Annotated in this window: 12 protein-coding genes; 11 read left to right on the top strand and 1 reads right to left on the bottom strand. The window is 34.8% G+C overall.

Translation table 11 applies throughout. From position 1 onward, the window contains the following. The coding region (locus BGC7_RS16350) for a DUF7149 domain-containing protein (protein WP_050702671.1) at positions 1-3,160 on the bottom strand (3,160 nt) is incomplete at its 3' end. Between the two features lie 181 nt (positions 3,161-3,341). Between BGC7_RS16350 and BGC7_RS16345 the strand changes: the two genes are divergently transcribed. The 11 genes from BGC7_RS16345 to BGC7_RS16300 all read left to right on the top strand — a co-directional run bounded on the left by BGC7_RS16345 (position 3,342) and on the right by BGC7_RS16300 (position 14,591). After that, positions 3,342-3,767, top strand: coding sequence for a Fur family transcriptional regulator (locus tag BGC7_RS16345; protein ID WP_050702670.1), 426 nt, complete (start codon positions 3,342-3,344; stop codon positions 3,765-3,767). A gap of 129 nt (positions 3,768-3,896) precedes the next feature. Next, a complete protein-coding gene (locus BGC7_RS16340) occupies positions 3,897-4,214 on the top strand; it encodes a DUF6660 family protein (RefSeq protein WP_050702669.1) in 318 nt (105 codons plus the stop codon). A gap of 83 nt (positions 4,215-4,297) precedes the next feature. Then, positions 4,298-7,417 carry an efflux RND transporter permease subunit gene (locus BGC7_RS16335; RefSeq protein WP_157258762.1) on the top strand — a complete coding sequence of 1,040 codons (3,120 nt, stop codon included), beginning with the start codon at positions 4,298-4,300 and terminating at the stop codon, positions 7,415-7,417. Continuing rightward, positions 7,414-8,667, top strand: a complete 1,254-nt coding sequence (locus BGC7_RS17985; protein ID WP_135107140.1) for a TolC family protein — start codon at positions 7,414-7,416, stop codon at positions 8,665-8,667. Before BGC7_RS16335 ends, BGC7_RS17985 begins: the two co-directional genes overlap by 4 nt. A gap of 9 nt (positions 8,668-8,676) precedes the next feature. Next, positions 8,677-9,873, top strand: a complete 1,197-nt coding sequence (locus BGC7_RS16330; protein WP_050702668.1) for an efflux RND transporter periplasmic adaptor subunit — start codon at positions 8,677-8,679, stop codon at positions 9,871-9,873. Between the two features lie 30 nt (positions 9,874-9,903). Then, positions 9,904-10,245: a P-II family nitrogen regulator gene (locus BGC7_RS16325; protein ID WP_050702667.1), complete on the top strand. Its 342-nt coding sequence runs from the start codon at positions 9,904-9,906 to the stop codon at positions 10,243-10,245. A gap of 26 nt (positions 10,246-10,271) precedes the next feature. After that, positions 10,272-10,496 (top strand): winged helix-turn-helix domain-containing protein, encoded by a 225-nt coding sequence (locus BGC7_RS16320; protein WP_050702666.1) that lies wholly within the window; start codon positions 10,272-10,274, stop codon positions 10,494-10,496. A 12-nt stretch (positions 10,497-10,508) separates the two neighbouring features. Next, positions 10,509-12,431, top strand: coding sequence for a heavy metal translocating P-type ATPase (locus tag BGC7_RS16315; protein WP_050702665.1), 1,923 nt, complete (start codon positions 10,509-10,511; stop codon positions 12,429-12,431). A gap of 28 nt (positions 12,432-12,459) precedes the next feature. Continuing rightward, positions 12,460-12,708 carry a hypothetical protein gene (locus BGC7_RS16310; RefSeq protein ID WP_006801094.1) on the top strand — a complete coding sequence of 83 codons (249 nt, stop codon included), beginning with the start codon at positions 12,460-12,462 and terminating at the stop codon, positions 12,706-12,708. Between the two features lie 73 nt (positions 12,709-12,781). Further along, positions 12,782-13,633 (top strand): phosphatase PAP2 family protein, encoded by an 852-nt coding sequence (locus BGC7_RS16305; RefSeq protein WP_050702681.1) that lies wholly within the window; start codon positions 12,782-12,784, stop codon positions 13,631-13,633. A gap of 109 nt (positions 13,634-13,742) precedes the next feature. Then, positions 13,743-14,591, top strand: a complete 849-nt coding sequence (locus BGC7_RS16300; RefSeq protein WP_050702664.1) for an RteC domain-containing protein — start codon at positions 13,743-13,745, stop codon at positions 14,589-14,591. Positions 14,592-14,731 lie beyond the last annotated feature (140 nt).

Below are 14,731 nucleotides of genomic sequence, written 5' to 3'. Positions count from 1 at the left end.
ACCATAAATCAGCAAACTCATATCCATATCGTTTTATGTCTCTGCCACGAAGAATCGGGCGTATAATTTCAGCGTTTTTTGATGATTTGGCGACTAATTCTGCCTTCTTCTCTCCATTAATAATAAATGCTTCATTAAAACCAGTCTTTATACCATAATTGATTTGTATATCCCAGTTTTTGAGAGGGATGCCTACTTTTTCTATCTTTTCTTTTATTCTTTTCTCAATATCCGATAGAATAACAAAAGATGACACAGATTTTTCGCTAAAGGATGATATTATAGAGAATTGATTAAGGTAATCGCTCAATTTCATTGTATCAGAATTGAAGCCTTTAATTAGACAACTCTCTGTATTATGCTGATTATTTGCTTTCTGAAAAGTCATGATATTTACATCCACAGTAGCTTCATCAAACACCTTTATACCCGCAAAATCAATCAATAAGACTGGGTTCGTTTGCTCCACAAAATATCTGCGCATACTTTCCCCATATCCAGCACGCATCCATTTATTCGAAGTAATAAATGATAAGAAATAATTTTGTCGAAGAATATTATTCCCCAATTCATAAAATAAGCAATAGATATCTCCTGTACGTTCGAAAGTTTCAAACTCCATCTTTTTATAGATATCGGTTATCTCTCCCATTGATTGAAGTTGGATATAAGGAGGGTTACCAATAATAGCATCAAATCCAATAAAGTCACCATCCTCATTTAACACTTCTGGAAATTCGATACGCCATTCAAATGCATTTTGAAATATTTTATTGTTCTTGATTTCTTCAATAATAGCAGAGTATTTCCCAACAGCTTTTTGAGCTAAATCTATTTTCTTTTGTAAAGCTTTTTTCTCCTTGGGTGTTCGCTCAAATAAATCTGGTGCTGTTAAATCGGATAATTCTTTTTTTGCTTTAAACAAGGACTTACTATTCTTATCGTTTTTGCTAATTTCAGTTTTTAGATTAGTTTTAATCTCTTTGATAAATTGTTCTAAACGTTTTTTATCTTGCTTATTGTGAGCATTCCTATAATTATTAACAGCCTCTTTATATTCTGAAATTGAGATATTCAGCCCTCGAAGAATTGGTTTTAAATTTTCGTCTAAGCCGAAACGACTAATTAGTGAATTTCCACATTTGATATTAATATCAATATTAGGTAGAGTTTCTAATCTATTGGTCTTAGTTATGTAATAGGTATGTTTCAAAAGTTCGATCCATAGACGAAGTTGACAGATCTTTACAGAATTTGGATTAAGGTCAACGCCAAATAGGCAGTTTTCAATTATGGTTTGCTTCTCATGAAATAATGTTTCTTGTACACGCTGACTCTCGTGATGGTGAGGGTTGTACTTGAATATACCATATTCATTATCGCTGACTATCAACTCATCATTCTCTACACTAATCTTATAGCCTCTTAATAATTTTCCTTCTCTATCCGTAAGAATACCGAGTTCTGATTTTAAATAGATCATTTCATTTAGACTTGAAACTAAAAAATGACCTGATCCGACAGCTGGATCACACAACCGAATAGAATTGAATATCTCATTCGCTTCTTTTATATCTGAGATTTTATTATGTAGATCTATGATTGTTTTGCATTCCCAACCTTTAGTCTCATTAAATTTTTGTATAACAGTGCGAGTTATAGTATCCCTACACATAAACATAGTAACAAAGCTTGGAGTAAAGAAAGAGCCATCTTTGTATCCGTTTATTTTTTCAAAGATCAATCCAAGAACAGACGCTGATATCAATGCTTTATCTTCCTCTTGTATATCTTCTGAACTTTCACTGCTAAAATCATAGGCATCAAGAAATTTCAATAAGTATTCTAAAGGAGTAAGCCTCTTATCAACTTGTCCTTTAATCTTCAATACAGATTTAGAGTATAATTCTATTTTTGCTTTATCTTGAAGTCCGCTAATCGCAATAGTATAACCCTCTAATTCCGTTGGTTCGAAAAGAGAGCTATTCAGATATGGAACATGAGAGAATTTTTCTTTTAAATTTCCATCTCGCCGCTCGTCTTCTTTGCGAGCTAATATTTGAAAGAATAAACTATTTAAATCATCATACCCTTCAATTTTATCAGTTGAAAGAAAAGAATATTTTTTATTCCCGTCGTGATATTTAATAATTTGAGCTTCTAGCAATTTTAAAAACAGGACTCGATTGACCCACGTAATGCTTAAGTCTAGAGCTACATTATATAATTGGTCCTCATAGGTGTTTCCATATTGTTTTATGTTAGATAGCATAGATAATTTATCCATAGCATCTAATTCGTTTATCGCATTTTCAATAATTGAACCATTATCCCTTTTTCCTTGAGACTTTCGAACAATAAATTTTTGAGACTTTTCTTTGACCTCTTCTAAGCCAAGTATATGTAAAAGCTCTGCATAAAACTCTTTGTTTAACTCATTATAATCTTTAGCAAAGGATAGTTTGAGTAAATGAATCGGAGATAAAAACTTATAAAGAGCAATTAGTTTTCTATCGTCCTCCTTATCCTTATTACGCATAATTTTATCATAATCCCTAATATCAAAATGAGTATATGGGATTTGATCTTTCACTTTCTCTATTTGAGGCGATGCGATCTCCTTGTAAAAGTGGTTTGTAGATGAATCATCCGAACGTTTATTTTGGAATTGTTCAAATAAGTCTACAAATTTCTTATCATCATAAAATAGTTTTTTGAAGTCTTGAGCATCAAAAATAAACCACTCGTTGATATTCGTAATAATTAAATATCGTAGTTCTAGATTCTTGTTTGCCTTACGTTCTCTGAGATAATAAAGAACCAATTCTTGAAATGCTTTAGCATTGAGGTTTTCTTTGCTGATCATTTCACTCTTGTTAGTTGGCTTCTTTACTTCTATCAAGACACCAACAGGTGATTTAGTATCTTTCTCGTTATGAATAACTAAATCTGTTCTACCATATGTATTAATATAGTGATTGTTTTTATAGTAAACGGAATTTAGGAAATCTATAATTAGGTTTTTATGAAACTCCTCCGATTCAGTATCGTTTATTTTATCCAACAGAGAAATAAACTCTTGTTTAAACAATTCTATTTCTTTGCGATCCGGTTTTTGTTTTAAAAATGCTGGATTTAAAGCTTGTTTAGGAGTTTTCATAATATTGTATGATATATAGATACGTTTTTATTAAACACAAAAATATAACATATAAAATGTAAAGTATCCTTTTTGTTTAGAAATATGTAATGAGAGCATGTGAAGAATAAAGCCAGAAATAGGAGGAGTTTTTTCAATAAAAGATATAACTTTATAAACTCTACTCTAAAAATATTGGATTATGAGTAACTCTTTTGTAAATCTATTAGAAGAGCGGGATATAAAGCCAACAGCTATTCGCATACTGGTACTAAAAGCTATGCTTGAATTTAACAGAGCATTTAGTTTGTCAGATTTAGAATCTCAACTTGATACCGTAGATAAATCTACAATATCAAGAACAATACATTTATTTCATGAACATCAATTAATACATAGCTTTGATGATGGCTCTGGTTCTGTTAAGTATTCTGTATGCAGTAGAGATTGCCACTGTAGTATTGAAGATATGCACGCTCATTTTTATTGTAATTATTGTAAAAAGGCATTCTGTCTGGATAATATATCTATTCCAAGATTTCAATTATCACCCATTATGCAAATAGAAAGTGTAAACCTTGTAATTAAGGGATATTGCGGTCAATGCAATAGGCTTATTAATTCATAATATTTGCTCTCTATGTCTCTCTTTTAATAATATATAGATCGATTTTAAACCTCTTTTTAACAAATAATAGAAATCTGCAACTGAGTTGCATGAATTTATTTTTATATTTGTAGCATAAAGAAAAACAAAATGAGACCATTTGTCTTTATAATAAGTATTTATTTTCTGTGTCTTGCCTTGCTTCCATGCAATTGCAATATACAGACTATAGATTCTTTACAAAATAAGACAGAACAGGTTTCAATGGCTCATAATGAAAGTGATTCCTCTCAGGAAATCTGCACTCCGTTTTGTGCATGTTCCAGCTTTCACAATCCCAATTTTATAGCAAAGAATAGCTTTGATCTTCGGAATATGGATAATACTCCGGTCAAAAAGATTGCTATTTATAACGAGAACCAAACTTCATCTCATCTGAATAGTCTTTGGAGACCTCCTAAAGCTTAAAATGTAACATTCTTGTATTCATTTGATATGTCTGAAAGCGGATGTATCCTATAAATCTATTGTTATATTTTAATATCCAAAATATGTTTCAAAAACTAATTAAATTCTCGATAGAGAATAAATTGGTAATTGGAGTCATGACTGTAGCACTCATTATTTGGGGTACCTACTCTCTGTCTCAATTACCATTCGACTCTACCCCTGATATTACCAACAATCAGGTACAGGTCATCACTCAGGCTCCATCGTTAGGAGCACAGGAAGTGGAGCAATTTATCACCACTCCCTTGGAAATGGCTCTAGCCAATATTCCCAAAGTCATAGAAAGAAGAAGTATAAGTCGAAGTGGCCTGTCCGTTATAACTATTGTATTTAAAGAAGATGCTGACATTTATTGGGCACGTCAGCAAGTCAGCCAACAACTAAAAGAAGCCGAAGAGGTCATCCCTCAGGGAGCAGGAAAAATTAGTTTAGCTCCTATCTCTACCGGATTAGGGGAAATCTATCACTATACAATACGGGCAAAAGAAGGCTATGAGGATAAATACAGTATATCCGACTTACGTACCATGCAAGATTGGATCGTTAGAAAGCAACTCTCAGGTACAGAAGGTGTAGCAGAGATAAGTGGCTGGGGAGGTTTTGTAAAACAATACGAGATAGCCATTAATGTGGATAAACTCAATGCTGTAAATATAACAATCCCTGAATTGTATACTGCACTTGAAAACAATAACGAAAATACAGGAGGGAGCTACATTGAACAATACAGTAATCAGTATTTCATACGAGGGTTAGGTATTGTCAAGTCTTTGGAAGATATAGAAAAAATACCGATTAAAACAGTCAATGGTACTCCTATCCTTGTTCGGGATGTAGCAAAAGTACAGTATGGAAATGCAACACGCTATGGTGCTGTAACCCGAAATGGAGACGGAGAAGTTGTTGCAGGTATTACCCTGATGTTGAAGGGTGAAAACTTTCAAGAGGTAATAAAAAATGTAAAAGAGCGTATGGCTCAGGTACAAAAGAGCTTACCGGAGGGAGTCATTATTGAGCCGTTTATTGACAGGACACAATTGGTAGACAGAGTAACGAATACTATTACCAAAAACCTGATAGAGGGAGGATTGATCGTTATCTTCATTCTTGTACTTTTCTTAGGAAATTACAGAGCCGGATTGGTAGTAGCTTCCGTAATACCACTATCTATGCTGTTTGCATTTGGTATGATGCGTGTGTTTGGTGTAAGTGGAAACCTGATGAGCCTCGGAGCTATCGACTTCGGATTGATTGTGGATGGGGCGGTCATCATTGTCGAGGCCGTCTGTCATCATATAGGAGTCATGAAAGACCGATATAAAGGGAGGTTGCTGACACAGGCAGAAATGGATCAGGAAGTATTTGATTCAGCTTCTAAAATAAGGAATAGTGCAGCATTTGGAGAAATCATTATCATGATTGTTTATATTCCACTTTTCACTTTGGTCGGTATAGAAGGTAAGATGTTCAAGCCAATGGCTATGACAGTGTTCTTTGCCATATTGGGTGCATTTATTCTATCTCTAACTTATGTGCCTATGGCAAGTGCATTGTTTTTAAGTAAGAAAACTGAGCACAAGCGGAATATCTCAGATAAGCTAATGGATAAGCTTAACAATTTCTATCGTCCTATTATAACCAAAAGCTTGAATTGGAGCAAAACTCTAATCATAAGTATGGTTGCACTATTTGCAGTCAGTGTATTCATGTTTAATAGAATGGGGGGCGAATTTATACCTAATCTCGAAGAAGGCGACTTTGCGGCAGAAATAAGTATGGCTCAGGGAACGTCCTTGTCACAGATGATTAAAAGCTGTTCTCAAGCTGAAAAAATACTCAAAGAACAGTTTCCTGAAGTAAAACAAGCCGTAAGCCGTATTGGTAGTGCTGAAATCCCTACTGATCCGATGCCTATTGAACGAGCGGATATGATGATTGCTTTAATTCCTAAAAAAGAATGGACATCAGCCAAAACCAAAGAGGAGCTGATGGAAAAGATGGAAAAAGCTATCGGAGAGATACCCGGATTAGGAGTGGAAATGACACAGCCGATACAAATGCGAACCAATGAGTTAGTGACAGGTATTAAACAGGATGTAGCCATTAAAATTTATGGGAATGACCTGGAAGTACTTAGCGCATCTGCCAATAAGATAGCCTCTTTGATAAAAAAAGTAGATGGAGTGAGCGATCCGTTTGTTGAAAAAGTTACCGGATTACCTCAGGTTCAGGTTACTTATAATCGAGATCAATTAGCGAAATATGGTATATCAGTCAAAGATGCCAATATGGTACTTAAAACAGCATTTGCCGGAAATGAGGCTGGATATGTGTTTGAGGAAGACCGTAGATTTGATTTGGTATTAAGAATGGATAATGATCTGAGAAATAATATCTCTTCATTAGAAAATCTATATCTGCCCCTTTCTTCAGGAGAAACAATCCCTCTTTCTCAGGTAGCTGAAATTAAATATGAAGATGCGCCTGCACAGGTAACACGCGAAAATGGGGAGAGACGAATTTATGTCGGATTTAATGTCAGAGGACGTGATGTCCAAAGCACTGTGTTTGATATTCAGAATATATTAGACAAAGAATTCAAACTACCGGCAGGATATTATTATACATACGGAGGACAATTTCAAAATCTGAAAGAAGCAAAAGACAGATTGATGGTTGCCGTTCCATTAGCATTGTTATTAATACTCTTTCTTCTATATGCCACATTGAAAAGTGTAAAAGAGTCCTTGTTTGTATTCTCTGCTATACCACTTTCGGCTATTGGAGGTATCTGGGCTCTATGGTTACGTGACATGCCTTTCAGTATTTCAGCAGGTGTCGGGTTTATTGCTTTGTTCGGCGTAGCAGTATTGAATGGTATTGTTCTGATTGGGCAATTCAACATATTTGAAAAAGAAGGAATGACAAATATTCGTGAGAGAGTAATCGAAGGGTGTATGCTTCGTTTACGTCCCGTCATCATGACTGCGCTTGTCGCATCATTAGGATTCCTGCCAATGGCATTATCTACAGGCGATGGAGCCGAAGTGCAAAGACCTCTCGCAACAGTGGTAATAGGAGGACTATTAACGGCAACGGCTCTAACATTGGTTGTGTTACCTTCTATCTATAAAACATTTACTAAAAATAAACAGGAATGAAAACAAAAAGAATAATATCGACTATTGTATTCATAACAATGACTGTTGTTTTAGCTCCAGCTTTATTTGGGCAAAACACAACAAAATCATTGGAGGAATGCATTCAATCGGCGATAGATAACAACCTGACCATGAAGTCGGGTCGTATCTCAATTGAAAGAGCAAAAGACTTACAAGGAACTGCTTTTAATATTGATAAAACAGGCTTTTCGTTAAGTCAGGACCCAACATCAGGAGGAAGTCCTGATAATAGCATATCATTAAGCCAAAGTTTTGAGTTCCCTACAGTGTATGGTTCTCGCAGAGGCTTATTGAAAGCCGAAACGAATCTGGAACGAAGTAATTTGGACGTTACACGCAATGAACTTGTAAAAGAAATATCAGCAACATATTATCAATTGCTTTATGCAAAGGAAAATATCAAAATATTACAGGAACAGGACAGTATTTATGGTAAATTCTTATTCCTCGCCAATGCAAAGTTGAAATCAGGGGAAACAGGACGTTTGGAACAGATGAATGCTGAACGACTCTATAATGAAAACAGAATTGAGTTACAAAAGGCTGAAAAGAATTATCAGAGCATACAACTAATCTTACAACGCTGGATGAATACGGATGAGGCAGTCGAACCTGTTGAGCCTACTTTGACTGTTTTGGATGCAGCCTATCCCTTTAATGATTTTAATCCAGAGCAAACTCCACTTGGAGAGGTTTATGCTAATAAAAAGATCATAAGCGAAAGGAACCTCAGTGTGATTAAACAAGGATATCTGCCCAGTTTCAATTTTGCATTGAAAAACCAGTTTCTTATCAAAGGATTTAATCCATATGATTTACAAAGAGAACATTTTGACAAAGGTAATTTCATGGGTTTTGAAGTAGGAATAAGTGTTCCTCTGTTTTTTGGAGAACAAAGAGCCAAAACAAAAGCTGCTAAAAAAGAAGTCGAAATAGCAAGGGTTCAGCAGGAAGAGGTTATGCTTACTATGCGTAAGAATTATCAGACTTATCTGAATGAATATACCAAGGCTAAAAATGCTTTGGACTATTATTCACTTCGTGGCAGCAAACAAGCAGAAGATATAACACGCATATCACAGGTTTCATATGAAAAAGGAGAAATAGATTATGTCGAGTATATCCAGAATTTAAAAACCGCAGTAGAGATACATTTACTATATGCAAATGCTATCAATGACTACAATCAAACAATCATTATGTTAAACTACCTGCAAGGAAATAAATAACAAAAAATTATGAAAACAATATATATAGCGATAATTGCTTTGTCTCTTATATTTTTAGGGTCATGTGGACAGAAGCCTAAAAATGAGGCAGAAAAAGAAAAAGAAGGTACAGAAGAATCTCATGGTGGCGAATCGGTAGAAGTAGAGCTAACCGAATCACAAATGAAAGCTGTGGATATTCAACTTGGCAAAATTGAACAGAGAGACTTAAATAGTATTATTCGAGTAAATGGCGAAATGGCCTTGGATCCACAGAAAAAAGCGGAGGTAACCTCTTTGTTAGGAGGGATCATCAAACAGGTAATGGTGATTGAAGGTCGAGCCGTGAGTGCCGGACAAGCTGTAGCCTATCTCGAAAATACGGAAATAGTGGAGTTGCAAAAAAATTATCTGACAACTAAAAAAGAGGCGTTGATTGCCGATCAAGAATACAGGAGACAAAAAGATTTATCGACTCAAGGTGCAGGGGTTGAAAAAACTTTGCAACAGGCAACAGCTAATTACGAGATAACTAAAGCGCAGCTAACAGGTTTGGAAAAGCAGCTAAGACAATTATCCATTAGCCCCGAACAGGTTTCTTCAGGTAATATGGTTACTCAAATTCCGATAAAAACTCCTATTTCAGGAACTGTCAGCAAAATCAATATCAGTACCGGAAGTTATGTCGATATGCAAACTCCACTAATGAGTATTACCGATAATGCAGGTATACACTGCGATGTTAAAGTCTTTGAAAAAGATATTAATATGGTAAGAACCGGACAGGAAGTGGATATTACCCTCACCAACCAACCCGGTGTTAATCTCAAAGGTGAGATTTATGAAATCAACAAGTCTTTCGAAGGGGATACCAAGGCAATTATCGTTCATGCAAATATAAAAGGTAATACAGATATTAAATTAATTCCGGGTATGTATGTAACGGGATTGATTAATGTTGGAAAACAAAAAACTGATGCTGTACCCAATGATGCTATTATTAGCAATGAAGGAAAGAAATACATATTTGTGTTAGAGAAAGAAGCTAATGAAGAAGGTACAAAAACTTATCATTTTGAAAGGATTGAGGTATTAACAGGTATAAGCGAACTAGGATATACACAGATAACTCCGGTAAATAAACTGGAAGAGGGTGTGACTATCGTTAAAGCCAATGCATTTTATTTAGCATCGATGAGTACAGATCATGGTGAACATGGTCATTAATCTTTTTGAAACATTAAATAATAAAATCACATGAAAGAGATAAAAGCTTTTATTAAACCGTTTAAGGTTAATGATATTCTAAGAGAACTACTAGATGCAGGATTTCCAAATCTTACTGTTTCAATGGCTGAAGGCACAGGGCATTTAAAAAGTGAAGATGCTTCTTTATCCATGAATTTTGCACTTACCAATAGTAAAGTTGCGAAGATTGAGATTGTGTGTAACAATGATGATGTGGATAGAATAATTACGATAATATCAACATATGGTAAAACAGGAAATTCTGGAGACGGTATAATCTATGTCTCTGATGTTGAAAGAGCAATCAGAGTCAGAACCGGATTGCCTGATGACAGGTGGCTTCTTGATTAGTTATTAAATTTTTTAATAGAGTCAAGATGTTGAAAAATGATATTGGAATAAATGCCGGAGTAATATGGCAATTATTGTCTAATGAAGGAGCGTTATCCATAAGACAAATAGGAGAACTGACCGGATATAATGATAAAAACATATGTTTGGCATTAGGATGGTTATCTCGAGAGAATAAGATCCAGTTCATTTACAAAAATGAAATACTCTATCTTGAGTTGAATAGCTCTACGAGTGAAATGTATTATTAAATACTTATAGCAATGAATACAGAGAATAATTATAAATGCACATCTTGCGACTCTACCGAGTCGCAGATGTTTGAAAATAACTGGAAGCAATATATCCCGGTTTCAATAAGTTTACTTATGCTACTTGTTGGTATTGCGATGGATAATTTTATTCCAGATATATTTAACGGCTATCTTCGTTTAGGGTTGTATATTATAGCTTACATCCCAGTTGCCTTTCCCGTTTTTAGGGAAGCCGTTGAAACGATCAAGGAAAAGGATTTCTTCACTGAGTTTACCCTTATGGGAATGGCTACACTTGGAGCTTTCATTATAGGCGAATATCCCGAAGGAGTAGCTGTAATGGTATTTTATACGATTGGAGAATTGTTTCAAGATTCGGCTGTGAATAGAGCCAAAAGAAACATTAAGGCATTGCTTGATGTACGTCCTGACACAGCAACTGTTTATAGAAATGATTCATATCAAACAATATCTCCTGAAGAAGTAGAAATTGACGAAGTTATTCAGGTAAAAGCCGGAGAGAAAGTCCCTTTGGATGGAATAATGCTTACATCATCAGCAAGCTTTAATACAGCAGCATTAACAGGGGAAAGCAAACCGAAAACTATTTCAGCCAGCGAAAGCGTACTAGCAGGAATGTTGAATCTTGATAAAGTGATTGAAATAAAGGTTGCTAAAAAGTATCAGGATAGCTCTCTTGCCAGAATCCTAGAAATGGTGCAAGATGCAACTTCCCGAAAAGCAAAAACAGAGTTATTAATTCGCAAGTTTGCCAAAATATATACTCCGATTGTATTCCTGTTAGCTCTCTTTATAACAGTCATTCCTTATTTTGTGGTGAGCGACTATATATTTAGCGAATGGTTATCCCGTGCATTGGTATTCTTGGTAATCTCCTGTCCGTGTGCATTGGTTATCTCCATACCCTTAGGCTATTTCGGCGGAATCGGAGCAGCTTCTAAAGCAGGCATACTCTTCAAGGGAGCTAACTATCTCGATTTAATGACTAAAGTCAATACAGTCGTGATGGATAAAACAGGTACTTTGACCAAAGGTGTGTTCAATGTGCAGAAAGTTGCGTCGGTCGATGAAGATAAGCAAGAGGAATTTGTCGCTATTGTTGCTGCCATGGAGAAATTCTCAAATCATCCCATTGCTAGAGCAGTTGTTCAATTTGCAAAGATTTCAGATAATTATACAGCTACAGATGTGGAAGAAATATCAGGGCATGGACTTAAAGGGATCGTAAATGGAGAAGAAGTATTGGTGGGCAATGCTAAGTTGATGCAGAAATTTAATATCTCCTATGACAGAACAATTGAATTTATAGTTGAGATTATCGTGATTGCAGCTATTAACGGAGAATATGTGGGCTATATAACAATAGCGGATGAGGTAAAAGATGATGCACAGACTGCTATTTCAGATATGCATTTATCCGGAATCAAACAAGTTGTAATGTTGAGTGGGGATAAATCTTCCATAACGAATAATGTTGCATCCAGCCTTGGTATTGACAATGCTTATGGAGACCTCTTACCTGAAGATAAGGTTCGTCATATAGAAGAATTGAAAACTGATAGGAATAATGTGATTGCTTTTGTCGGAGATGGTATAAATGATGCTCCTTCACTGGCATTAAGTGATGTTGGAATAGCAATGGGCGGAATGGGGAGTGATGCTGCTATCGAAGTGGCCGATGTAATTATTCAGACAGATCAACCATCCAAAATAGCAACTTCGATTAAAATAGCTAAAGTCACAAGACAAGTGGTTGTACAGAATATAATATTGGCATTTTCGGTTAAACTGATCGTACTTATTTTAGGTAGTTTTGGTTTGGCAACCATGTGGGAAGCGGTCTTTGCTGATGTTGGAGTCTCTCTGCTAGCAATACTAAATGCTGTTAGAATATTAAAAATGAGGTTCTGAAAGTCTTGTAACTAACACTATTATCGTCATGAGTAAAAAGAGACGTATAAGAAGATTAGCAGCAAGAAAAGAAACTCCATCAAAACTGAATCCCATTATAAAAAGATATCTTTCTCTGATAAGTATATCTATAGGTGCTTTGATGGGAATAATTGTATGGCTTATATTCTTCAGATGTAAGAGTGAACATTGTCCAAATCATTTTAATCCGATTCCATATATGGTAGTGTTTGGGTTTAACACATGGATTATAGCTAATTATATTTTCAGAAAGTAATTTTTCAAAATTTCGTTTGGCTGAACACAACTCTTTAGCTCAGCCAAACGAATCTTATTATTATAAAAAAACAATGAATAACATATTGGTTTGTATTGTCTTCTTCTTGCTCTTATTCCAATCGGTAAAAGCGGATACAGTAGATAATGATACACTACAAAGCAACTACCCAATCATCGATTTTTCGATTCAGGGCAGTGATATACCTTCTACTAATTTCATTTCTGTAGATACAGTCATTTCTGACAAGATAAAACCTGTAAAACAGCTTAAGTTTTCATATAAGCAATTAATTATTCCTTCGGCTTTAATTGCTTATGGTGTATTTGAAACAGCTATAGAGCATAATTATTTGCTTAACAGGCAGGTAAAGCATGAAGTAACAGAACATATTGATTCGAAGTTTACCATAGATGACATTTCGCAATATGTTCCGGCAGGAAGTGTATACGCACTGAATTTAATGGGGATAAAAGGTAAAAATAATTTTAAAGACAGAACCTTTATTCTAGGAATATCTACTCTTTTTATGGCAGCATCAGTAAATACAATAAAGTATTCAACAAAGATAGAGAGACCAGATAAATCAGCGAAAAACTCTTTTCCCTCAGGTCATACAGCGGTAGCTTTTATGGGTGCAGAATTTCTTTGGCAGGAATATAAAGATGTTTCAATATGGTATGGAATAACAGGCTATACGATTGCAACCGGAACAGGGATATTTCGTCTATATAATGATAAACACTGGTTTGCAGATGTTATAGTAGGAGCTGGCCTCGGTATTCTAAGCACAAAGGCTGCTTATTGGCTTTATCCCTATTTGCAGAGGAAGTTTATGAATAAAGGTACATTTAGCAAACAAATCTCTTTTAGCCCTTTTTATAATGGAAAACAAGGAGGTCTGGCTATAGCCTTATCTCTGTAGTTGGAGACATGTCCTATATGAACTAATTATAGGCTTGAGCGATTATTATGACTTATTCTTTCTTCGACTAGTCTAAAATAGGAATCTAATACATAAAAAACAGAATACAATGGAGCAATTTATTCGCAATATAAAAGAAAATATCAATAAAGAAATTCAGCTTATTGATTCTGAGGAATGTAATATCTTTCAGAAATCTATTAGTATTATTTCATTATTGGAGTCTACATTTGATGAATTAAAAGAATTTGTTTCAAATTATACATTTAAAAGTACGCTTGATGAAATCACCTTTTTTAAAGAGACGAAACCTCAACTTTTTAGTATTCTTATTTATCATCGCAAGGTATATAATTTGGAGATGAGAATGCCAACAGGAAGTTATATCGATCGGAAAAATTATTTGGAAGGTATGTTAGGTCGTATAAAGTATTTCTTCGACAACAATGCTGATTTTTATCAATATTATCGCTCTGGAAGCACCCACCTTGATAAATATTACTTTTTGAGAGGCAAGCCAGATATTCAGTTAATTCTCGATTGTTTTTATTTCGAAAGAGATAGTAGATTTTCAACGAGCTTCGATTTTAAGGTTGCAAAAATGATAGCCAATGAGAGATTAACGGTATATATCAACAATAAACTTTTACATATAGGAAATATAGAATCAAATATCCAAGAGGTATCAAGTTTACCTAAAACAAGGCTTAGCTGGACTGCGAAAAAAGCAGAACTTGTTGAACAGATTTATGCCTGGGATAGTGCAGGATGTTTCAATAATGGCAATACGAATATAAAAGAATTGGCAGAATATATCGAAACCGTTTTTAATATTAATCTGGGTGACTTCTACCATACTTTCCTTGAAATCCGTGAACGCAAAGGTAGTCGTACTCTGTTTTTAGATAAAATGATTAAATTTCTCGAAGAAAGAATGAGTGGATTAGATAATAAATGAATATGACTTTTATGAAAAAATACTATATTTGTCAATGGGAAAATAACACTTCTTAATAGCGGACAAAGGACAGTCAACAGTTGTCAATTAGCTTCCTCTAAAGTGTTCACCTCAAAGCGATCTGATCGAGTAACATGTTG

Origin of the sequence: Dysgonomonas sp. BGC7 (genome assembly GCF_001261735.1) — a bacterium.
GTDB lineage: Bacteria > Bacteroidota > Bacteroidia > Bacteroidales > Dysgonomonadaceae > Dysgonomonas.
Note: the sequence above shows the minus strand (reverse complement) of the source record. Positions and strands in the feature narration are given on the sequence as shown.